Source organism: Neisseria sp. P0014.S009 (genome assembly GCF_051958155.1).
GTDB classification, from domain to species: domain Bacteria; phylum Pseudomonadota; class Gammaproteobacteria; order Burkholderiales; family Neisseriaceae; genus Neisseria; species Neisseria flavescens_C.
The window spans coordinates 73,904-95,820 of the sequence record NZ_JBQCVS010000007.1 but is presented as its reverse complement, the minus strand read 5'-3'; the positions used below and the strand labels follow the sequence as shown (position 1 = coordinate 95,820).

The following is a 21,917-nucleotide window of genomic DNA, read 5'->3' as shown; positions in this document are numbered from 1 at the left end:
TACCAATTTTTAGGAAACATCATGAAACGCACTTATCAACCTTCCGTTACCAAACGCAAACGCACCCACGGCTTCTTGGTTCGCTCCAAAACCCGCGGTGGTCGCGCAGTATTGGCTGCTCGTCGCGCCAAAGGCCGCAAACGCCTGGCTGTATAATTTTGAATTACGGCTTCTCGAAGCAGTATCGCTTATTAAAAACGGATGATTTTTCATCCGTTTTTGCGTTGAAAAACCGACGCAGCCGCGATTTGCTGCAAGTCTCCCAGTCCGCAGACAATACGCTCGGCCATCCGCGCCTTGGTTTGGTCGTCAGCAAAAAGACCGCCAAACGCGCCCATGACCGCAATTACATGAAGCGCGTCATCCGCGACTGGTTCAGGCTGAATCAACACCAGCTACCGCCGCATGATTTTGTTGTGCGCGTGCGTCAGGCGTTTAATCGGGAAACTGCTCCGGAAGCCCGAAACCAACTTGCCCAGCTGATGAAAAAACGCCGATGAATACCCTGCTTTCCAAGCTCATCCTTGCACTCATCCGCTTTTACCAATACTGCATCAGCCCCCTCATTCCGCCGCGCTGCCGCTATACCCCGACCTGTTCACAATACGCAGTCGAAGCCGTCAAAAAATACGGCGCATTCAAAGGCGGATGGCTGGCAATCAAACGCATCGCACGATGCCATCCTTTCGGCGGGCACGGTCATGACCCTGTTCCATAATGCTGCTGTCAACCATTTAAAGAACACGATTTCCTTTAATTTCCCGTCGGTTTCTATATAATGCCGTCTGAAGCAGTTTTCATCTCGATTACCTATCCGTCAATTCCAGGAATCTCTTATGGATTTTAAAAGACTAATGGCGTTTTTTGCCATTTCAGTGGCAATCTTTGCCGGCTGGGAACATTTTTTCCCCAGCCCCAAACCTAATCCGGCGCAACAAGCCACGCAACAGCAAACGGCCGCCACTCCGGCAAAAGCCGCTGCCGAAGCCGCGCTTGCCCCGGCTTCTCCCATTACCGTTACCACAGACACGGTCAAAGCCGTCATCGATGAGAAAAGCGGCGACCTGCGTCAGCTGACCCTCTTGCAATACAAAGCAACCGGCGACGAACACAAACCTTTCGTCCTGTTTAACGACGGCAAAGAATACACCTACGTTGCCCAATCCGAGCTTTTGGACGCACAAGGCAACAACGTTCTGAAAGGCATCAGCTTTACCGCTCCGCAAAAACAATACAGTTTGGAAGGCGACAAAGTTGAAGTCCGCCTGAGCGCACCTGAAACCAACGGCCTGAAAATCGACAAAGTTTATACTTTTACCAAAGGCAGCTACTTGGTTAATGTCCGCTTTGACATCACCAACAGCAACGGCCAACCCGTCAACCTGAACGCAGACTACCGCATCGTTCGCGACCACAGCGAACCTGAAGGCCAAGGCTACTTCACCCGTTCTTACGTCGGCCCGGTGGTTTACACCCCGGAAGGCGGCTTCCAAAAAGTCAGCTTCTCCGATTTGGACGACGATGCCAAATCCGGCAAATCCGAAGCCGAATACATCCGCAAAACCCCGACCGGCTGGCTTGGCATGATTGAACATCATTTCATGTCCACTTGGATTTTGCAGCCTAAAGACGGCCAAAGCGTATGCACTGCAGGCGAGTGCAACATCGACATCAAACGTCGCAACGACAACCTGTACAGCGCAAGTGTCAGCGTGCCTTTAGCCGCCATCCAAGCCGGTGCAAAAGCAGGAACCGCCATCAACCTGTACGCCGGTCCGCAAACCACTTCCGTTATCGCCAACATCGCCGACAAACTGCAACTGGCCAAAGACTACGGCAAAGTACACTGGTTCGCCTCCCCACTCTTCTGGCTCTTGAACCAACTGCACAACATCATCGGCAACTGGGGCTGGGCAATCATCGTTTTGACCATCATCGTCAAAGCCGTACTGTACCCATTGACCAACGCCTCTTACCGCTCTATGGCAAAAATGCGTGCCGCCGCACCTAAATTGCAAGCCATCAAAGAGAAATACGGCGATGACCGCATGGCACAACAACAAGCCATGATGCAGCTTTATAAAGACGAGAAAATCAATCCGCTGGGTGGCTGTCTGCCTATGCTATTGCAAATCCCCGTCTTCATCGGCCTGTACTGGGCATTGTTCGCCTCCGTAGAATTGCGCCAAGCGCCTTGGTTGGGTTGGATTACCGACTTGAGCCGTCCGGATCCTTTCTACATCCTGCCTTTGATTATGGCGGCGACCATGTTTGCACAAACTTATCTGAATCCGCCGTCAACCGACCCTATGCAGGCGAAAATGATGAAAATCATGCCTTTGGTTTTCTCCATCATGTTCTTCTTCTTCCCTGCTGGTTTGGTTCTGTACTGGGTAGTCAACAACCTATTGACCATCGCCCAACAATGGCACATCAACCGCAGCATCGAAAAACAACGCGCCCAAGGCGAAGTCGTTTCTTGATAAAGGTTTAGGTAACACAAAGGCCGTCTGTTGTTCAGACGGCCTTTTTTTATTTCCTCAAACAAATACAATTTGAGATTGAACCCAATCCAGTTTTAAGCGGCATGCAACACAAAAATCGTCGGGCGTTTTTTCAAGTTCGGCATTTCTTTTCTTTTTCGCCACTGCGCAATCGTCTGGCTGATGATTTCCTGTGTCGGCAAGGTCAAGTCCGTAGCCACGCACAAGCGCGTTTCGGGATGCAAGTTTTCCACCGCATCAGCCAACAACGCATCGTTGCGATAAGGCGTTTCGATAAACAGCTGCGTTTCATTCTGCTGGCGCGAACGTTGCTCCAAAGCCTTCAAACTCTGAATGCGCTCATTTTTTTCAGACGGCAGATAACCCTTAAACGCAAAGTTTTGCCCATTCGCACCCGAAGCCATCAGTGCCAGCAACAAGCTGGACGGGCCGACCAAAGGCCGTACTTCAAAACCGTGTTTATGCGCCAAAGCCACCAAATTCGCGCCCGGATCGGCAACAGCCGGACAACCCGCCTCGCTGACAATGCCCATACTGCGCCCTTCTTGCAAAGGTTTCAGCAGTTCCGGCAAAGTCTTCAAATCCGTGTGTTCATTTAGCGTTTGCAGATTCAGCTCGCGGATAGGCGTAGTCACGCCCAAATGTTTCAAATGCGCACGCGCCGTTTTTTCCGCTTCCACGACAAAATCAGTCAGCCCGACAATCGCCTGTTGTTCATGCGGCAACAGGCATGACGTATCAGGCGCACCCAAAGGGGTAGGAATCAAATACAAAATCGGTTTCATTCTTGCAACTCCAAAAAATCTCAGACCGTCTGAACACATTCAGACGGCCTCAAACTATAAAACTTCCACACCTTCGTTTTTCAAAAAATCAATCAGACGGAAAATCGGAAGGCCGATTAAAGCATTCGGATCCGTACTTTCAATCCGCTCCAACAAAGCGGCGCCCAAACCCTCGCTCTTCGCCGCACCGGCACAATAAACCGCATCCGGCTCGCGTTCCAAATATCGGCTGATTTGCGCCTGCGCCAACTGTCGCATGGCAACCACCGTATGATCGACATGATGCTGAACCTTGCCCGTAGCAGTATTCAAAAGCACGATTGCGCTGTAAAATTCAATCCGTTTCCCGCTCAAGTCCGCCAGCATCTGTTGTGCATTTGCGACGTTCATCGGCTTGCCCAATTGACGTCCTTCGCACCATGCGACTTGGTCTGCACCGATAATCAGCGCGGCAGGGAAAGTTGCCGCCAATGAACGGGCTTTACCTTCAGCCAAACGCAGCGCCGTCTCGCCCGCATGCTCGCCCGCAATAGGCGTTTCGTCAAAATCAGGCGATGCCGTCTGAAAATCGATACCCAAACGGCGAAGCTGTCCGCAGCGGAAAACCGAACTCGACCCTAAAACCAAAGGCAGTTTTACTTCCATATTTTTACTTAAAAACATTGACGTTAGACTGCCGAAATTATATCATACTCCGTTTATGTCATACCCTAATTTGATTGACCCAGAAGTTTTCGCCGCCGAAGGGCAGAATCTGCAAGGCAGCTTCCTGCTCGAAGAATTGGATGAACGAGTCAGTTCGCACGATTATCCGGCCGACAAACAGACACGCGTGTCGTTTACGCTGCAAGGCGGTCGCGACCGGTTGCAACGTCTGTTTCTCGATTTAAACGTCAAAGCCGACATGCCCCTGATTTGCCAGCGTTGCATTACGCCCATGCCGTTTCTGCTCGATGAAACCAGCCGTATCGTCCTGTTTGCCGATGAAGAGAGTTTGGACGAAGCCATGCTTGCCGATGAAGAATTGGAAGGCATGCTGCTCGAAAAAGAGCTTGACGTGCGGACTCTGGTTGAAGACCAAATCCTGATGTCGCTCCCTTTCTCCCCTCGACACGAAGACTGCGGCAACAATGGAACACTGGATGAAGTCAATCGGGACAAACCAAACCCCTTCGCTGTTTTAGCAGGTTTGAAAAGCAGTTAATTAGGACACAGTTTATTTATCTAGGAGCTTGAAATGGCCGTTCAACAAAACAAAAAATCCCCTTCTAAACGCGGTATGCACCGTTCACACGACGCTCTGACTGCGCCTTCTCTGTCTGTTGACAGCGCAACCGGCGAAGTGCATCGTCCACACCACATTTCTCCAAACGGTATGTACCGTGGCCGTAAAGTGGTAAAAGCTAAAGGCGAATAATCCGTTCGTCTGACTGAAAAAGCCAGAATATTGCCATGCAATGACTGGCTTTTTTGCATTGCACCCTGTATTTTCCTCTTCGGAAGCACACCATGAAACGTAAAATCTGGTACACCTACGACGACATCCACCGCGTAATCAAAGGATTGGCGGAAAAAATCCAAAACTCCGGCACCAAATACGATGCCATGATTGCCATTGGCGGCGGCGGTTTTATCCCTGCCCGCATGTTGCGCTGCTTCTTGGAAATTCCGATTTACGCCGTCACCACAGCCTACTACGACAGCGATAACGAAGGTCAAGTTACCGAGGAAGTGAAAAAAGTCCAATGGCTTGATCCCGTTCCAGATGTCCTGAAAGGCAAAAATGTACTGGTCGTTGACGAAGTGGATGACAGCCGCGTTACCATGGAATTTTGCCTGACCGAATTGCTGAAAGAAGATTTCGGCACCATCGGCGTGGCAGTATTGCATGAAAAAATCAAAGCCAAAGTCGGCAGAATTCCCGAAGGCGTCCCTTATTTCAGCGGCATCACCGTTGAAGACTGGTGGATCAACTATCCTTGGGACGCGCTGGACATCGACGAACACAACAAATTGGCCGCGCAAAACCAATAAGTCTGGCACGACGTCGCAACAAGCCTTTTCATCTGATTTTCAATTCAATCTCCTGAAAATCAGATGAGTGTGCTTGTCCGATTGTCTGAGGCCGTCTGAAACACACAAACCGGAGAACAACATGATTACACTGGCCGTAGATGCCATGGGCGGAGATGCAGGCCTTGCGATTACCGTCCCCGGTGCAGTGGATTTCCTGAAACAGCAATCCGACGTACATCTGATTATGGTCGGAGATGAAGCAGCAGTCCGCCAAGCATTAAGCTTGGCAGGCGCGCCTATGGACCGCATTACCGTCTGCCATGCAGCGCAAGTCGTTGAAATGGATGAAGCGCCGCAATCCGCGCTGAAAAACAAAAAAGAATCATCCATGCGCATCGCTATCAACCAAGTCAAAGAAGGCAATGCGCAAGCCGCCGTATCGGCAGGCAATACCGGCGCACTGATGGCGACCGCCCGATTCGTCCTCAAAACCATTCCCGGCATTGAGCGTCCTGCCATCGCCAAATTCCTGCCATCCGACAGCGAACACGTTACTTTGGCTTTGGATTTGGGTGCCAACGTTGACTGTACGCCCGAACAACTGGTTCAATTTGCCATCATCGGCAGCGAGCTGGTACATGCGCTACACCCCGAAAAAGGCAGCCCGCGTGTCGCCCTTTTGAACGTCGGTACAGAAGACATCAAGGGTACGGATGCCGTCAAACAAACCTTTAAACTGTTGAGCAGCAGCAAACTCAACTTCATCGGCAATATCGAAAGCAACAGCGTTTTGTATGGCGAAGCCGATGTCGTTGTCGCAGACGGTTTTGTTGGCAACGTTATGCTCAAAACCATCGAAGGCGCGGTTAAATTCATGAGCGGCGCCATCCGTCGTGAATTCCAAAGCACCCTGTTCAACAAACTTGCCGCGATTGCCGCCCTGCCCGCACTCAAAGGTCTGAAAGGCAAATTGGATCCGCGCAAATTTAACGGCGCAATCCTGCTTGGTTTACGCGGTATTGTGATTAAGAGCCACGGCGGAACCGACGAAGTCGGCTTCCGTTATGCTTTGGAAGAAGCCTACCACGAAGCCAAATCTGCCGGCCTCGCTCAAATCGAACAAGGCGTAGCCACCCAGTTGGCTGCTTTGGAAGCCGCCAAAGCAGCAGCCGAACTGGAAGAAACCGCTGCTCCAGTAACGGAAGCTTAAGGCTGATATATACAGGCCGTCTGAAACTCCAAAATGTTCAGACGGCCTGTTTTTATCTTTAATCACCGACTTCATTCTTCATATTGGGAATTTTCCCATTTTCGCTTACAATACCCGACTATCTGAATCAACTCTCTAAAAAGGCCGTTCTCATGCAATATGCCAAAATTTCCGGTACAGGCAGCTACCTTCCTGCCAACCGCGTCAGCAATGACGACCTTGCCAAAAAAGTGGACACTTCCGACGAGTGGATTACCACGCGTACAGGTATCAAATTTCGCCATATTGCAGACGACAGCGAAAAAACCAGCGACTTGGCCGCCGAGTCAGCGCGCCGCGCCTTGGCAGATGCCGGCTTGCAGGCTGACGATATCGACCTGATTATCGTCGCCACAGCCACTCCCGATATGCAGTTCCCTTCTACGGCAACCATCGTGCAGCAAAAATTGGGCATTGCCAACGGCTGCCCCGCCTTTGACGTCCAAGCCGTGTGCGCCGGTTTTATGTATGCCATGACCACTGCCAATGCCTACATTAAAAGCGGCATGGCAAAAAACGCTTTGGTCATCGGCGCGGAAACCTTCAGCCGCATCGTCGATTGGAACGACCGCACCACCTGCGTCCTCTTTGGTGACGGTGCGGGCGCGGTTGTCTTAAGCGCATCTGACGAACCAGGCATCATCCACAGCAAACTCAAAGCCGACGGCAACTACCTCAACCTTTTGAACGTCCCGGGACAAATTGCCAACGGCCAGATTTGCGGTTCGCCCTACATCAGCATGGACGGCCCCGGCGTATTCAAGTTTGCCGTCAAAATGCTGTCCAAAATCGCAGATGACGTTATCAAAGAAGCCGGTTATACCACCAATCAAATCGATTGGCTTGTGCCGCACCAAGCCAATAAGCGCATTATCGACTCTACCGCCAAACACTTAGGCTTGAGCATGGACAAAGTGATCTTAACCGTCCAAGACCACGGCAACACGTCCGCTGCCTCCATTCCGCTGGCACTGGATGTCGGTATTAAAAACGGCCAAATCAAACGCGGACAAAACCTTTTGCTCGAAGGCATCGGCGGCGGTTTTGCCTGGGGTGCGGTTTTGGTGAAATACTAACGGCTGGGCCGTCTGAACATCCCTTTCAGACGGCCTATTCTGCTCAAACCCATGAAATCCCTAACGTTTGCACTCTGCATCAACTGCCTGTTTTTAAGCATAACGGCTGTAATATTGCCCAAACTGGCAATCGCCTATCTCGCACTGAGTACATACATTTTCCTGCTTTACTACCTAGACAAACAGCGCGCACGCAACCACGGCAGACGCATACCCGAAGCAAAATTGCACCTGCTCAACCTGCTTGGCGGCTGGCCGGGCGGTTATTGCGGCAGCGTCGCATTCAGGCATAAAACCAGCAAACCCAGTTTTGTCCGCACCTTCCGACTGACCGCCGCAACCAATACTGTCGCCACCCTCCTTCTGCTGGCGGACACCCTCAAACATTCAAACCAATAAGGAATTACCATGTCTTTCGCATTCTTCTTCCCCGGACAAGGCTCACAAAGCCTAGGCATGATGAACGGCTTTACCGAGCAAGCCATCGTTAAAGCCACATTTGACGAAGCTTCCGCCGTATTGGGTCAAGACCTGTGGGCAATGATTAACGGCGAAGATGCCGAATTAATCGGACAAACCGTCAACACCCAGCCCATCATGCTGGCTGCCGGCATTGCCACCTACCGCGCCTACTTAGAAGCCGGCGGTAAAATCCCTTCCGTCGTTGCAGGCCACAGTCTCGGCGAATACACCGCCCTCGTCGCTGCCGGCGCATTGGATTTCGCAGACGCAGTCAAACTCGTCCGCCTGCGCGCCGAACTCATGCAATCTGCCGTACCGCAAGGCGTAGGCGCAATGGCCGCTATTTTGGGGTTGGAAGACGAACAAGTGAAAACCATTTGTGCCGAAGCTGCACAAGGCGAAGTCGTTGAAGCCGTCAACTTCAACTCCCCAGGCCAAGTTGTGATTGCCGGCAATACCGCCGCAGTCGAACGCGCCATGGCCGCCGCCAAAGAAGCCGGAGCCAAACGCGCCCTGCCGCTGCCCGTTTCCGTTCCCTCACATTGCAGCCTCATGAAGCCTGCGGCGAAAAAACTTGCCGAAGCATTGAAAGACATCACCATCAAACAACCGCAAATCCGCGTTATTCATAACGCCGATGTTGCCTCTTACGATGATGCCGACAAAATCAAAGATGCCTTGGTACGCCAGCTGTACAGCCCGGTGCGCTGGACAGAAACCGTCAACGCGCTTGTTTCCGAAGGCATCACCGAATCCGCCGAATGCGGCCCCGGCAAAGTCCTCGCAGGACTCGCCAAACGCATCAACAAAGAAGCCGCGTGCAGCGCATTGACCAATGCCGATCAAGTGGCTGCATTTATCGAAGCCCACTAAAACGTTTTCAGACGGCCTTATCCTGTCAGGCAAGGCCGTCTGAAAAATCAGCCCACTCCAATCCGAACACATTATGAAAAAAACCATTATTCTTGCCGTTCCCTACATGTACGGACTGGATCAATGTATCGAAAAAAATCTGCGTTTTCTTGGTTTTGATGTCATTAATCTGTGCTATGACGACCGAGATTCCTATTACCCGAACTTGGGCAGCAGACTCAAAAACCTCTACCACAAACACATCACCAAAGACGGCAACTATAAAAAATACCTTAAATACAGCCGCCACGTCGACGATATTCAGCAAAAATTGGCCTTGCTAAACGGCAAAAAAGCCGATTATGCGCTCTGTATCCGCGCCAATATTTACCCCAAAGAAATCATCGCCACCATCCGCGAACACAGCAATGTTTGTGTGAATTATCAATGGGATGGCGTAGGTCGTTTCCCAGATATTATTGAATATTTGGATTATTTTGACCAATGCTGGGTTTTCGACCCCGACGATATTCAAAAATATCCACAATGCCATTTCAAAGCCACCACTAATTTTTACTTTGACTTTCCCGTGGCGGAATATGCCCCCACCAACAAACTCTACTTTTTAGGTGGCTACGAACTTAGACGCGAAGAACAAACCAAACGCTTTATCAAAGAAACCGAACGCCTCAACCTACCCTTGGATTTTCATATCTACTGCAAAGATGACAGGGCTGAAAAAGCTTTTGGACACAACGGCATCCACTATCTCGACCGCAGCAGCATCCTCAGCTTTGAAGAAAACCTCAGCCAAGTGCAAAGTTGCGGCGCGGTCGTCGATTTTGCACAGTTCGAACATTATGGCTTATCATTCCGTATCTTTGATGCGTTGTGTTTCGATAAAAAACTGATTACCACCAACAAACATATCTTGGAGACCGACCTATACCACCCAAACCGCGTGTTCGTATGGGACGGCGGTAATTTAGACGCATTGTCTGAATTTTTGGCGCGCCCGTATCAGCACCCTGCCCCTGAAATCAAAGCCTATTATTCATTTACACAATGGCTAAACCGCCTGCTCGGCATTGATTAACCCTATTGCCTATGGCAAATACTCCTGCCTGACAAAATATTATATTGAATACATTATGAGTAAGAAAAAAGTCATTCTCGCCATGCCGGAACTCTTCAAAATCCACGAACTCATTATTGAGAACTTGGAAAAATGCGGATTTGAAGTGCTGTCTCTGACCTATGAAGAAAAAGAGTTCAAATACAAAAATGTATTTCAACGGCTGAAAAAAAATCTGGTATCGAAATATTCTTGGACAACAAGACTTCAAAAAACGGACCATGTTCCGCGCCGTAGAAGAACGCCTCAATACCCTGTTAAGCGAACATCCCGAACAAGCGGATTATTGCTTCATGATTTGGCTGGGCGCCTACCCGAAAGACTTCATCGCCAAGCTCAGAGCGCATTCCAAATTAATGGTGTACTACAACTGGGAAGCCCTGACCTTCTTAAAAGAAGACTTCGACAACATCGAATTTTTCGACAAATTTTACTTTTTCGATCCGTTTGACCAAGGCAAACAACCTGAATACACCGAAAAACTCTTTCCAACCACCAGCCTCTACTTTGATAGCTTCAGGCCGTCTGAAAACCCGCAAAACAAAATCTTGTTTATCGGCTCGTACGCTGCCGACCGCAACAATGATATCCGTGCATTTTGTAAAGCTGCCCGTTCAATCGGTTTAGAAATAGATTTCCGCTTGGCCAGTAAGAAAATTGAAGAAGAAAAAGCGGCTTTAGGCATTCCAGAAGTCGAGTTCTTCTCATTTGAAAACGCCCTCTCCCATCGTCAAAACTTAGAAGAAGCAGCCAAATCCTCCGTATTAGTAGATTTCCTCAACCGAAAGCACTACGGCCTCTCTTTGCGGATTTTCGAAGCGATTGGTTTGGACAAAAAACTGATTACGACCAATTCGACCATCGTACATTACGATTTTTATCACCCGAACAATATGTTCTACTGGAATGGAAGCAACCTTGACGACTCAAAGCCTTCCTGACCTTGCCGTATGTACCGCTTACCCCCTGCCTGAAACACAAATACAGTTTTAGCAACTGGATCAGCTGTGCCTTTAACATCGATCCCAACATCCCCATTACCCTGCCCCAAGCGGACTCAACCACTCTGGAGAAACAACATGTTTAAAAAACAAATAATCTTAGACTAAAATCACCAAAATTTACTATAATCTTAAATATCGAGAAAATTTTAAATTAATTTAACAGTGAAAAGAAAATGAATACCTCCCACCCCTTAGTATCTATTATTATTCCATGTTATAATTCAGCCGCTTATATTAAAGAAACTTTATTTAGTGTTTATCAACAATCCTATAAAAATTTTGAGATTATTGCCATAGATGATGGATCCACTGATGATACACTAAATATTCTATATGAATGTGCCACAAAAGAGCCTCGCTTAAAAGTCATTCCTCAAAAAAATACTTATTACGTCAAAGCACGCGTAAATGCCATTCAACATGCTCAAGGTGATTATCTTGTATGTTTAGACTCAGATGATATTTTAGGAATAGACTATCTAAAAGTTTGTATAGAAGCAGCTGAAAAAGATAAAGAACTATCTATTGTATATACCGATGCTATTCTTTTTGACTCTAAAAACAAACCGTGGAATCTACCTAAATTTGAATTAAGAAGGTTCTTATTACAAAATTGCATCTACGTTACTGCTCTCATTAGAAAGTCTCATTATGATGCAGCAGGTGGTTTCGATATAAACATGACTCAACTCGAAGATTGGGAATTATTTATTTCCATAATAAAAAATGGCGGCAAGATTAAACAAATACATAAATCATTATTTTATTATCGCCAACGTTCAGACAATTCATCTGTCAGCAATTTATCCAATAGTAATAAATTATCTGATAATATGCTAAGAATTTATAATAAACACTATGATTTTTACAAAAAAAATGACATATACTTTCAATCATTAGTATCCCCAGCTATCAAACAATATGATGAACAACTTAAATTTATTAAAAAATTCAAAAATTACTTAAAACTTATTTTTTACAAATATTTTAATAAGAAAAGGTACAACAAGTTAAAAAACAAGGAATAAGAGACATTGAAATTTTAAAAATTTATATTTTAAAATAGAGTTCATCCTGAATAGCTAGAAAAATTTAATCACTACCATCATCCTAACTATATAAGGTGGGGAATATACCCCTAAAAGGAAGAAAATAAAGAGAAATATGATAAAATAACGTCTTAAGAAGGATAAAATGTTACTTGACAACTCAAATAACATTTTCTATGAATAGGCAAGATTTTTACAAAGATCTCCATTTGTATATATAGTTCCACTTAATCGTCGTAGCCATTTGGATTGTTGCTGACCCAACGCCATGAGTCTTCCATCATCTGCGCCAAATCACGCTTGGTTTCCCAACCGGTTTGCGCTTTGGTGTAGGCAGGGGCGGCGTAACAAACAGCAATATCACCAGGGCGACGGTCTTTAATTCGATAAGGAATTTTCAGGCCTGAAGCAGCTTCAAAGGCTTTAATCATATCTAGTACGGAATAGCCGTTACCTGTACCTAAATTGAATATATGTACGCCGGACTTGGTTGAATGGCTTTGCATAGCTTTCAAATGGCCATCAGCTAGATCAACAACATGGATATAATCGCGCACACCTGTGCCATCAGGGGTAGGGTAGTCGTTTCCGAATACTGACAACTCTGTCAGTTTACCCAAAGCGACTTGGCAGATATACGGTAAGAGGTTATTTGGAATACCATTTGGGTATTCTCCGATTAAACCACTTTTGTGTGCGCCTACAGGATTGAAATAGCGTAGCAGAATCACGCTCCAGCGTGGGTCGGCTTTTTGAATATCAGTCAAAATACGTTCGACCATATATTTTGATGTGCCGTAAGGATTGGTTGTACCTCCTACTGGCATATCTTCGGTAATCGGCGTGCGAGCAGGGTCACCATATACTGTGGCAGATGAGCTAAATACAATACTAAATACTCCTGCCTTAGCCATTTCTTCTGCCAAAATCAAGCTACCCGACACGTTGTAATCGTAATATTTCATAGGTAGTGTATTGCTTTCGCCTACCGCTTTCAAACCGGCAAAGTGCATCACAGTTTGGATTTTATGTTCGGCAAAAATCTTTTGCAGCATAGCACGATCTCGGATATCTCCTTGATAAAAAGGAATATCCTTGCCAGTGATTTTTTTTAGACGTGGCAGAATGTTGATACTGGAATTGCACAGATTGTCGAGAATTACGACATCGTAGCCCGCTTCAATCAGCGAAATAGCGGTATGCGAGCCGATAAAGCCCATACCGCCGGTAACCAAAATGGCCATGTGTTTTCCTTATTTTTTTTTGAAATTATTCCGTATGGTACAGCATCCGTTGTAGATAATCATGTATTTATTGATAAGTAAACGAATGCTGCCTGCATTAACTCTAAATTTTTAATTAGTCTTGAGATAAATCTTGCTTGCAAAATACAGTTTCGGCAACTTGATCAACCATGTTCTGAATATTCCGCCGCAGATAGCAATCGACTTGCCCGAAGCTGATTCATAGCATGTGCAGACAAAAGTTAGATTAAAAAACCTATTCGTGGTATAAGGCCGTCTGAAACCATTTTTCCAATCGCAATTAAGGAATAAAACATGAGTACACAAGATTTGAGCGGCAAAATCGCTTTGGTAACCGGCGCATCGCGCGGTATTGGTGCGGCGATTGCCGATACTTTGGCTGCAGCCGGTGCAAAAGTTATCGGTACAGCCACCAGTGAGAGCGGCGCCGCTGCAATCGGCGAACGCTTGGCACAATGGGGCGGCGAAGGCCGTGCATTGAATTCTGCCGAACCTGAAACCATCGAAAATCTAATTGCCGACATCGAAAAAGAATTCGGCAAACTGGATATTCTGGTCAACAACGCCGGCATTACCCGCGACAACCTCCTGATGCGCATGAAAGAGGAAGAGTGGGACGACATCATGCAGGTTAACCTCAAATCTGTGTTCCGCGCCTCCAAAGCCGTATTGCGCGGCATGATGAAACAGCGTACCGGCCGCATCATCAACATCACATCTGTTGTCGGCGTGATGGGCAATGCCGGTCAAACCAACTATACGGCCGCAAAAGCAGGCTTAATCGGCTTCTCCAAATCTATGGCACGTGAAGTCGGCAGCCGCGGCATTACCGTCAACTGCGTTGCCCCCGGCTTTATCGACACTGATATGACCCGCGCCCTGCCGGAAGAAACCCGCAAAACCTTTGAAGCGCAAACTTCTTTGGGCAAATTCGGTGAAGCACAAGATATTGCCGATGCAGTCTTATTCTTGGCTTCGGATCAGGCAAAATACATTACCGGTCAGACACTTCATGTCAACGGCGGCATGTTAATGCCTTAAACCGTTTGTTTATTTAAAGGCCGTCTGAATATTTCAGATGGCCCTTTTTGTCAATCAAAACACTACTTTACATTCTATCTTGATATAATCTTAATAATCCGTTAGATAACGCTCGAAACAGTAAGTCCAAATAAGCATGATACGGGAAATCAAATCGCAGAAATGAAGTTCATTCTGTGCGTTTTTATTTGGGTTTGCTGTCGGTTTTCGACGTGTTTCAGACGGCCTATATAACAATAGCTACTTTTAACGAAAGGCCGCCCACTCTATGCACGAATTCTCCCTCGGTCCTATTGTCATTGTCCTGTTGGTTTCCGTCATTACGGTTATCTACTGTCGCAAATTCAACATTCCTTCCATGCTCGGTTATCTTTTAGTCGGCTTTATTGCCGGTCCGGGTATGTTCAAACTGATTCCGCAAAGCCACGCCACCGACTATTTGGGCGAAATCGGCATTGTGTTCTTGATGTTCAGCATCGGTCTCGAATTCTCCCTGCCCAAGCTCAAAGCCATGCGCCGCCTCGTATTCGGATTGGGCGGTTTGCAAGTCATCATTACCATGCTCTCAATTATGGGCATTTTGATGGCAATGGGCACGCCGTTTAACTGGGCGTTTGCCACTGCGGGCGCACTGACCATGTCGTCCACTGCCATCGTCAGCCGCATTCTGTCGGAGAAAACCGAGCTGGGTCAGCCGCATGGTCAAATGGCCATGGGTGTTTTGCTGATGCAAGATATTGCCGTTGTACCGCTGATGATTCTGATTCCGGCACTTGCTGGCGGCAGCGAAGGCAACTTGTGGGTAGAGTTGGGCTTGGCCGGTTTGAAAATGTTGCTGACCTTAGGCATTTTGTTTGTTGTCGGCAGCCGAGTGATGTCGCGCTGGTTCAGACTGGTTGCCAAACGCAAATCGTCCGAACTCTTCATGATCAACGTTTTGCTGGTTACTTTGGGCGTGGCCTATCTGACAGAGCTTGAAGGCCTGTCTATGGCATTGGGCGCATTCGTCGCTGGTATGTTGCTTTCCGAAACCGAATACCGCATTCAGGTGGAAGACGACATCCGTCCATTCCGCGATATCCTGCTGGGCTTCTTCTTTATTACCGTCGGCATGAAGCTGGATATTCAGGCGCTGATCGGCAACTGGCAGCAAATCCTGATTTTGTTGGCAATCCTGTTGGTCTTGAAAGCACTGGTCGTCTTCATCATCGCTTTGCGCATGAAAAACCCTACGAGCGACAGCCTCAAAAGTGCGCTTTATTTGGCACAAGGCGGCGAGTTCGGCTTCGTAATGCTGGCTATTTCCAGCAAAATCAATATGGTTTCGCCCGAATTGGAACAAGCAGCCACTGCTGCCGTCTTGCTTTCCATGATTGCCGCTCCATTTATCTTGGGCAGCAGCGATGCTATCGTCAGCCGCTTCGTCAAATCCGACTGGGACATGAAAGCCTTGGACTTGCACTCCATGCTGGTGGAAACCATGAGCAAATCCGAACACGTCCTGATTATCGGTTTCGGACGCGGTGGCCAATCGGTTGCCCGTGTATTGGCGCAAGAAAGCATCCCCTACTTTGCCCTTGACTTGGACATTGCCCGCGTACAAGTGGCACGTAACGCAGGCGAACCGGTTTCCTTTGGCGATGCCAAACGCCGTGAAGTCTTGGAAGCCGCCGGCTTGGGACGCGCCAAAATGGTGGTCATCACGCTGAACAATATGCATGAAACCCAACATGTTCTCGGCAACATCATGTCCATGCATCCGAGCATGCCGGTTTATGTTCGCGCCACCAATGACGATTACGTTAAAACCTTTACCGAAATGGGTGCTGAAGAAACCGTCTCCGATACCAAAGAAACCAGCCTGGTTCTGGCAAGCTATGCCATGTTAGGCCACGGCCTCTCCTACAACCATGTTTATCAAACCATAACCCACATCCGTCACAGCCGCTATGCATCTTTGCAAGACTTATTTGTCGGCAGTGATGATGACAGCTTCTCCGACGAAGACAGTAAGGCCGTCTGCCGCCATGCCTTCCCATTGCAAGGCGAAGCACACGCCATCGGCAAAACCATCCGTGAATTGCCATTGGCAGCGCATTATCTGAAACTATTGTTTATCCGCCGCAATACCGGAAAAATCCAAGACCTTGACCCTGATTTTGTTTTGGAAAACGGTGATATTTTGGTTGTCGCAGGCAAACAGGAAGAAATTATTTCCTTTGAAAACTGGTGCTTGCAGGGAGATATCTAATTATCGGCAAATAAATCTTGCGCGCATCAGAATTTTTTGGTTTAATAGCGTCTTCGCAATTTTGCGCATGGGTGATTAGCTCAGTTGGTAGAGCGTCTGCCTTACAAGCAGAATGTCGGCGGTTCGACTCCGTCATCACCCACCAAGTTTCTTTTTCATTGTCTTTGACAGTGAATGCGCGGTGGTAGCTCAGTTGGTTAGAGTACCGGCCTGTCACGCCGGGGGTCGCGGGTTCGAGCCCCGTCCGCCGCGCCATTATTTAAAAATACTGATTTTTCAGTATCTCCCTTTTTCGGGTGATTAGCTCAGTTGGTAGAGCGTCTGCCTTACAAGCAGAATGTCGGCGGTTCGACTCCGTCATCACCCACCACTTTCCTTTTCATTGTCCCTGACAATGGATGCGCGGTGGTAGCTCAGTTGGTTAGAGTACCGGCCTGTCACGCCGGGGGTCGCGGGTTCGAGCCCCGTCCGCCGCGCCATCAAGTTAAAAGTAAAAAATACCGGTTTTTACCGGTATTTTTTTCGTCTGTACCCTATGCCTTTTTATAAAAAATCGAGCTTTTTAGATAGTATAAACAGGACAACACAATAAAGCAGACATACGGTTTAAACCCTGAAAGACCATCTATCTCAAGCGGATTCACACCAAACGCTTATCCATTAAATCCCTATATCATCTATTCAAAATAGACATAAATACTTGCCTCCCCTTCTTACACAAAGGCCGTCTGAAAACGTCAATGCATTTTCAGACGGCCTTTTTTAGCTTATCAAGCCTGATACCTAATCATGCAGGAAGCCTTAGCATCAATCCAATGTTCGCCACCGGGCTGAACAATTTTAGACACCAGCTTATCCAAGTCGCGTAAATAATCGGTTGACTTTTGGCTGTTGATAATGACGACAACCAACAACGGCTTTTCGCCCAACCAATACCCAGCCAGTGCGCGGACATCTTTGAGTGTACCGGTTTTGAGGCGCAGGTTTTCACCGGGCTGTTTCAAGCGTGTTTTAAGCGTGCCGTCTTTACCGGCAATCGGCAGCGTACTGATAAACTCGTTTTTAAACGGGCTGAAGTAGGCTTTTTCCAACATTTGCGCCATCATTCGCGCATTGAGCCGTTCTACGCGGGACAGGCCTGAACCGTTTTCCAACACCAGCCCTTCCGTATTGATACCGGCAACCGCCAGCTCGCTTTTTACGATAGAAGCAGCCTTAGTCTGCGCCAGTTTGTAATCAGACATGTTTCCGGCAAATTTAAGGAAAACCGAACGGGCAATCAGATTATTGGAATGCTTGTTCATATCGGTGAGGATATCGGCAAGCGGTTTGGATTGATGACTCACCAACACATGCGCGTCATGAGGCGCAGCACCTGTCGTCAGGCCGTCTGAAATCGTGCCGTCTTGTTGGCGCCATTGGTTGACAAAACTTTTGCCGACAAATTCTTTCATGCTGTACATATTCAGATACAGTTCTTTGCCCAAGCAGCTTTCCGACAGCTTGCCCGATACGGTCAGCGTATTGTTTTTATAGAAAGTCTTCATGTAGTTTTTTAAAACACTGCACTTCCCTTCTTTATTCTCAAGCGTCAATTTGTTTTGAATGTTCAGATTCGGCAGCGGCGGATTGGTACGGATGACCAAGCTTCCGTCTTCTTCTTTTTCAGCACGAAGCTCAACAGTTTTATACGCCAACATATTGGGATCGGGCGGCGTCATAAAGCTTTCGGCAGAATCGGAAGCAAAATCATCCGGATTCTTCACATCGCCCCACAGGCTGCGGTCGAGTATCAGATGTCCGTCAATATGGCGTATGCCCTTATCGCGCATCTGTTGCTGCATTTGCACCAGATCATGCTGGTCAAACACAGGATCGCCGCTCCCCACCCAATACACATTGCCTTTCAACGTATCGCCGTTGATCGAGCCGTTGGTTTTAAACTCGGTTTTCCAACGATAATCGCCGCCTAACATACGAAACGCGGTAAACGCCGTTACCAGCTTCATCGTCGAAGCAGGATTGCGCAATTCATCGGCACGGTGTTCGACAATCACTTTGCCGCTGTCCAATTCCTGCACATAAACAGAAATCTCATTTTCAGGAATACGCCCGAAATCCAAAGCCCATGACGGACAAACCGCCATCATCAGGCCGATTGATAGAATACTTTTCAACTTCATTGTGTTACAAAAATCTTATAAATTCTTACGAGGTACTTAGGCCGTCTGAACGTTTCAGACGGCCTTTTATTTATTTCTGATGCGCTTTCAAACGCAAAGCAAACATGACGACCCCAACGCCGACAACCAAAGCGCAACCCATCGCCAAATGGATACCGTCCAGCATTGCCTGTTGTGGCATATCTGCGCTGGAAAGTTTCTCGCCGATATTGGTCGCACCGACAAAAAACGCCGCGCCGATGGCACCGGCAATCGGGTTGATGGTGGTCAGAATCGCCGCGCCGTGCGGATTGAGCGTTTTCGGCAACGCGTTCAGACCATGGGTTTCGCCGGTTACACAAGCAGACACGGAAAGCGCCAACAGCGTAAACATCGCCGTCAGCATCATCACTTGCGTGTCAATCCGTAAAAACAGCCACAATACCGCCAACGACACCACCAGCATCACCGTGGCCGGCAAGACGACAAAGCGTCCGCCCTTTTTGTCCAACAATTTGCCGAACAAAGGTGCGGCAACCGCTTGGGCAATACTGGCGGGCATCAGGATCAGGCCGGTTGCCGTACCGGTCAGCATCAACACTTGCTGCGTGTACATCGGCACCATCAGTTCCAATCCCAAAAACAGGAATACCGCGCCGGCTAAAATCACAACGCAATATCTGAACTGTTTGTATTCAAACGCACGAAGGTTCAACAACGGCGTAGCCAAACGGAACTGCCGGTGCGCAAACCAACCCACCAGCACAACGGAAGCGGCAAAGAGCAGGATAAATTCCAGCAGCGGTATATGGGCAAAATTACTGCTCGCATAAACCAACCCGCCGAAGCCCGCAATCGACAGCACAGCTGACAACATATCGATTTTCGGACGGCTGATGTTGCTTAAATTGACCGTCAAATATTTACCCACCAGCACCATCGCCGCCAACATAAACGGCGCGGTAAAACCGAACAGCACGCGCCAATGCGTATGGTCGATGATGATACCCGACAGCGTCGGTCCCATTGCAGGCGCAGCGGTAAACATCATGGTAATCACGCCCATCGCCGTTCCGCGCTTGTTGGGCGGAAAAATCGACAATACGCCGTTAAACAGGAGCGGGACAAAAAACGCGGCAGACACTGCCTGCACCATCCGACCGACCACCAATACGCCAAACGTCGGTGCAAACGCGCAAATCAGTGAGCCAGCTAAAAACGTCGCCTGCGTAAACAGCACCATTTTGCGCGTTTCAAACCATTGAATCACGCCTGCCGTAATCGGCGTAAATGCCCCCATGACCAGCAAAAAGCCCGTTGTCAGCCATTGAACCGTGGTCTTATCGACACCAAAATCTTTCATAATCGGCGTAAGCGCGACATTCAGCAGCGTGTCGTTGAGATAGCCGAAAAATGCGCCGATGAATAAGGTGGCGACAATGGTTTTAGCAGGAAAGTCGGGGTTGTCGGCATAGTATTCGTGTGCCGTTGCGTCCTCTTGCGAATCAGAAGCGTGCATAATAATTTGAAATATCAGCGAAACCGTTATTTTAGCATAAACCATTTTGACAGGCCGTCTGAAACCTTGACCGCTTCCCCAGATAACACTAAAATTTAGAATTGTTTTCATTTTTATTATTAAACAGGAGAAAAACATGTTAAAGAAAGTCAGCATCTTGGTCGGCAGTCTGCGTAAAGGCTCGTTCGCACGAAAAGTCGCACAAAACGTCATTTCCATGTTCCCCGAAGGCTACGAAGCGCAAATCGTCGAAATCGGCCATTTGCCTTTATACAACTTCGACTACGACGATCCTACCGTTACCGACTTCCCTACTCCGTCCAGCTATACCGAGTTCCGTGAAACCATCAAAGCCTCTGCCGGCGTATTGTTCGTGACTTCCGAAAACAACCGTACCGTCCCCGCCTGCCTGAAAAACGCCATCGACATCGGCTCCAAACCCAATGCCGATGTTGCTTGGAAAAAAACACCGGCCGGTATCATCAGCCATTCCGTCGGCAAAATGGGCGGTTATAGCGCGCAAAAAAATCTGCGCCTTGCCCTTTCGTATTTCGATATGCCGTTGACCGGCCAGCCGGAAGTATTCCTCGGCAACTCGCCCACCCTGTTTGACGACAACGGCCAACTCATCGAATCAGCGCGCGGCTTTGTTCAAGGCTATATCGACCAATTGGTTGCCTTGATTGAGAAAAACCCTAAATAATCGGGATTGAAGTATACAGGCCGTCTGAAAAACGAAATTTCAGACGGCCTCTTCTTTTGCAAAAAATCAGTTTTTCGACAGTTCCTAAATTTTTACTAATTGAGTGCGGTTATAATCAATCCACCCATCCTCCGGAGAACTTCCATGCGCGTATTATTGGTTGAAGACGATGCCATGATTGCCCAAGCCGTCAGTGCCAATCTGAAAGACACCGGCTACGCTGTCGATTGGGTCAGCCGCGGTTCGGAAGTTGCCGCAGCAGTGGCGGCGCAAGCATACGATTTGCTGCTCTTGGATTTGGGTTTGCCCGGCAAAGACGGTTTGGACGTATTGGCGCAAATCCGCAACGGTGGCTGTACCGTTCCCGTCTTAATCGTGACCGCACGCGATGATTTGCACAGCCGACTCAACGGCCTAGACGGCGGCGCAGACGACTACATCGTCAAACCCTTCGACATGGCGGAACTGCAAGCCCGTATGCGCGCCGTATTGCGCCGACACGGCGGACAGGCGCAAACGCTGCTGAGCAACGGCATCATCACGCTCAACCCCTCCACCCATCAGGCGGAAGTGGTCGGGCAGGAACAGGCCATCATGCTCAGCAACAAAGAATTTGCTGTCCTCCAAGCCCTACTGCTGCGTCCGGGCATGATTCTGTCGCGCAGCGATTTGGAAGACAAAATTTACGGCTGGGGCGAAGAAGTCGAAAGCAACGCCGTTGACTTCCTGATTCACGCCTTACGCAAAAAACTCGGCAAAGAAGCGATTCAAAACGTCCGCGGGGTCGGCTGGCTGGTTGCACAAAACAACTAGGCCGTCTGAAAAACCACAACAATATCAACAC

At 48.3% G+C, this 21,917-nt stretch carries 23 protein-coding genes and 4 tRNA genes; 22 read left to right on the top strand and 5 right to left on the bottom strand.

Annotated elements, in window-relative coordinates; genetic code table 11:
• Nucleotides 1-21 precede the first annotated feature (21 nt).
• The 4 genes from rpmH (at nt 22) to yidC (ending at nt 2,483) form a co-directional block, all read left to right on the top strand.
• Complete coding sequence (gene rpmH, locus ACTHS4_RS07120; protein ID WP_002214728.1) at nt 22-156, top strand: 50S ribosomal protein L34; 135 nt, start codon at nt 22-24, stop codon at nt 154-156.
• 2 nt (nt 157-158) lie between these two features.
• A complete protein-coding gene (rnpA, locus tag ACTHS4_RS07115) occupies nt 159-500 on the top strand; it encodes a ribonuclease P protein component (protein WP_070825895.1) in 342 nt (113 codons plus the stop codon).
• Entirely contained in the window at nt 497-718 is a 222-nt protein-coding gene (gene yidD / locus ACTHS4_RS07110) for a membrane protein insertion efficiency factor YidD (RefSeq protein ID WP_063069052.1), read from the top strand. Before rnpA ends, yidD begins: the two co-directional genes overlap by 4 nt.
• Before the next feature lie 118 nt (nt 719-836).
• Nucleotides 837-2,483, top strand: a complete 1,647-nt coding sequence (gene yidC / locus ACTHS4_RS07105; RefSeq protein WP_070825894.1) for a membrane protein insertase YidC — start codon at nt 837-839, stop codon at nt 2,481-2,483.
• A 95-nt stretch (nt 2,484-2,578) separates the two neighbouring features.
• On the opposite strand, the gene ACTHS4_RS07100 is transcribed toward yidC, so the two are convergent.
• Nucleotides 2,579-3,289 (bottom strand): SAM-dependent methyltransferase, encoded by a 711-nt coding sequence (locus ACTHS4_RS07100; RefSeq protein ID WP_070825893.1) that lies wholly within the window; start codon nt 3,287-3,289, stop codon nt 2,579-2,581.
• Between the two features lie 54 nt (nt 3,290-3,343).
• Complete coding sequence (locus tag ACTHS4_RS07095; protein WP_070825911.1) at nt 3,344-3,934, bottom strand: Maf family protein; 591 nt, start codon at nt 3,932-3,934, stop codon at nt 3,344-3,346.
• A gap of 55 nt (nt 3,935-3,989) precedes the next feature.
• Between ACTHS4_RS07095 and ACTHS4_RS07090 the strand changes: the two genes are divergently transcribed.
• The 10 genes from ACTHS4_RS07090 to ACTHS4_RS07045 all read left to right on the top strand — a co-directional run bounded on the left by ACTHS4_RS07090 (nt 3,990) and on the right by ACTHS4_RS07045 (nt 12,111).
• Complete coding sequence (locus ACTHS4_RS07090) at nt 3,990-4,493, top strand: YceD family protein (RefSeq protein ID WP_004520416.1); 504 nt, start codon at nt 3,990-3,992, stop codon at nt 4,491-4,493.
• Between the two features lie 33 nt (nt 4,494-4,526).
• Nucleotides 4,527-4,706 carry a 50S ribosomal protein L32 gene (gene rpmF / locus ACTHS4_RS07085; protein WP_002240035.1) on the top strand — a complete coding sequence of 60 codons (180 nt, stop codon included), beginning with the start codon at nt 4,527-4,529 and terminating at the stop codon, nt 4,704-4,706.
• Between the two features lie 92 nt (nt 4,707-4,798).
• A complete protein-coding gene (locus ACTHS4_RS07080) occupies nt 4,799-5,323 on the top strand; it encodes a phosphoribosyltransferase (RefSeq protein WP_150537211.1) in 525 nt (174 codons plus the stop codon).
• A 121-nt stretch (nt 5,324-5,444) separates the two neighbouring features.
• Nucleotides 5,445-6,515 (top strand): phosphate acyltransferase PlsX, encoded by a 1,071-nt coding sequence (gene plsX, locus ACTHS4_RS07075; protein WP_150537210.1) that lies wholly within the window; start codon nt 5,445-5,447, stop codon nt 6,513-6,515.
• Nucleotides 6,516-6,667: 152 nt separating this feature from the next.
• Complete coding sequence (locus ACTHS4_RS07070) at nt 6,668-7,630, top strand: beta-ketoacyl-ACP synthase III (protein WP_070825887.1); 963 nt, start codon at nt 6,668-6,670, stop codon at nt 7,628-7,630.
• 51 nt (nt 7,631-7,681) lie between these two features.
• Nucleotides 7,682-8,029 (top strand): DUF1294 domain-containing protein, encoded by a 348-nt coding sequence (locus tag ACTHS4_RS07065; protein WP_070825886.1) that lies wholly within the window; start codon nt 7,682-7,684, stop codon nt 8,027-8,029.
• A gap of 9 nt (nt 8,030-8,038) precedes the next feature.
• Complete coding sequence (gene fabD, locus ACTHS4_RS07060; RefSeq protein ID WP_070825884.1) at nt 8,039-8,965, top strand: ACP S-malonyltransferase; 927 nt, start codon at nt 8,039-8,041, stop codon at nt 8,963-8,965.
• A 73-nt stretch (nt 8,966-9,038) separates the two neighbouring features.
• Nucleotides 9,039-10,040 (top strand): hypothetical protein, encoded by a 1,002-nt coding sequence (locus ACTHS4_RS07055; RefSeq protein ID WP_070825883.1) that lies wholly within the window; start codon nt 9,039-9,041, stop codon nt 10,038-10,040.
• A gap of 260 nt (nt 10,041-10,300) precedes the next feature.
• Nucleotides 10,301-11,020 carry a hypothetical protein gene (locus ACTHS4_RS07050; protein ID WP_440365647.1) on the top strand — a complete coding sequence of 240 codons (720 nt, stop codon included), beginning with the start codon at nt 10,301-10,303 and terminating at the stop codon, nt 11,018-11,020.
• A 236-nt stretch (nt 11,021-11,256) separates the two neighbouring features.
• A complete protein-coding gene (locus tag ACTHS4_RS07045; protein ID WP_084824536.1) occupies nt 11,257-12,111 on the top strand; it encodes a glycosyltransferase family 2 protein in 855 nt (284 codons plus the stop codon).
• A gap of 248 nt (nt 12,112-12,359) precedes the next feature.
• On the opposite strand, the gene galE is transcribed toward ACTHS4_RS07045, so the two are convergent.
• Nucleotides 12,360-13,376, bottom strand: coding sequence for a UDP-glucose 4-epimerase GalE (gene galE, locus ACTHS4_RS07040; protein WP_371460486.1), 1,017 nt, complete (start codon nt 13,374-13,376; stop codon nt 12,360-12,362).
• Nucleotides 13,377-13,691: 315 nt separating this feature from the next.
• On the opposite strand from galE, the gene fabG reads away from it, so the two are divergent.
• The 6 genes from fabG to ACTHS4_RS07010 all read left to right on the top strand — a co-directional run bounded on the left by fabG (nt 13,692) and on the right by ACTHS4_RS07010 (nt 17,168).
• On the top strand, nt 13,692-14,438 hold the full coding sequence (gene fabG / locus ACTHS4_RS07035) for a 3-oxoacyl-ACP reductase FabG (RefSeq protein ID WP_070825879.1): 747 nt from the start codon (nt 13,692-13,694) through the stop codon (nt 14,436-14,438).
• A gap of 268 nt (nt 14,439-14,706) precedes the next feature.
• A complete protein-coding gene (locus ACTHS4_RS07030; protein WP_070825878.1) occupies nt 14,707-16,689 on the top strand; it encodes a monovalent cation:proton antiporter family protein in 1,983 nt (660 codons plus the stop codon).
• A 69-nt stretch (nt 16,690-16,758) separates the two neighbouring features.
• Nucleotides 16,759-16,834: transfer RNA gene (locus tag ACTHS4_RS07025), tRNA-Val, on the top strand.
• 33 nt (nt 16,835-16,867) lie between these two features.
• Nucleotides 16,868-16,944, top strand: a tRNA-Asp gene (locus ACTHS4_RS07020).
• A 39-nt stretch (nt 16,945-16,983) separates the two neighbouring features.
• Nucleotides 16,984-17,059, top strand: a tRNA-Val gene (locus ACTHS4_RS07015).
• Nucleotides 17,060-17,091: 32 nt separating this feature from the next.
• Nucleotides 17,092-17,168 (top strand) — tRNA-Asp (locus ACTHS4_RS07010).
• A gap of 291 nt (nt 17,169-17,459) precedes the next feature.
• Here the strand turns inward: ACTHS4_RS07010 and dacB are convergent.
• Together dacB and ACTHS4_RS07000 are read right to left on the bottom strand one after the other, a co-directional pair.
• Nucleotides 17,460-18,872 (bottom strand): D-alanyl-D-alanine carboxypeptidase/D-alanyl-D-alanine endopeptidase, encoded by a 1,413-nt coding sequence (gene dacB / locus ACTHS4_RS07005; protein ID WP_371460256.1) that lies wholly within the window; start codon nt 18,870-18,872, stop codon nt 17,460-17,462.
• Between the two features lie 70 nt (nt 18,873-18,942).
• Nucleotides 18,943-20,370: an MFS transporter gene (locus ACTHS4_RS07000; protein ID WP_440365646.1), complete on the bottom strand. Its 1,428-nt coding sequence runs from the start codon at nt 20,368-20,370 to the stop codon at nt 18,943-18,945.
• Nucleotides 20,371-20,506: 136 nt separating this feature from the next.
• Between ACTHS4_RS07000 and ACTHS4_RS06995 the strand changes: the two genes are divergently transcribed.
• Together ACTHS4_RS06995 and ACTHS4_RS06990 are read left to right on the top strand one after the other, a co-directional pair.
• A complete protein-coding gene (locus ACTHS4_RS06995; RefSeq protein WP_440365645.1) occupies nt 20,507-21,073 on the top strand; it encodes an NADPH-dependent FMN reductase in 567 nt (188 codons plus the stop codon).
• A gap of 144 nt (nt 21,074-21,217) precedes the next feature.
• Complete coding sequence (locus ACTHS4_RS06990) at nt 21,218-21,886, top strand: response regulator (RefSeq protein ID WP_063068250.1); 669 nt, start codon at nt 21,218-21,220, stop codon at nt 21,884-21,886.
• Nucleotides 21,887-21,917: the final 31 nt, after the last annotated feature.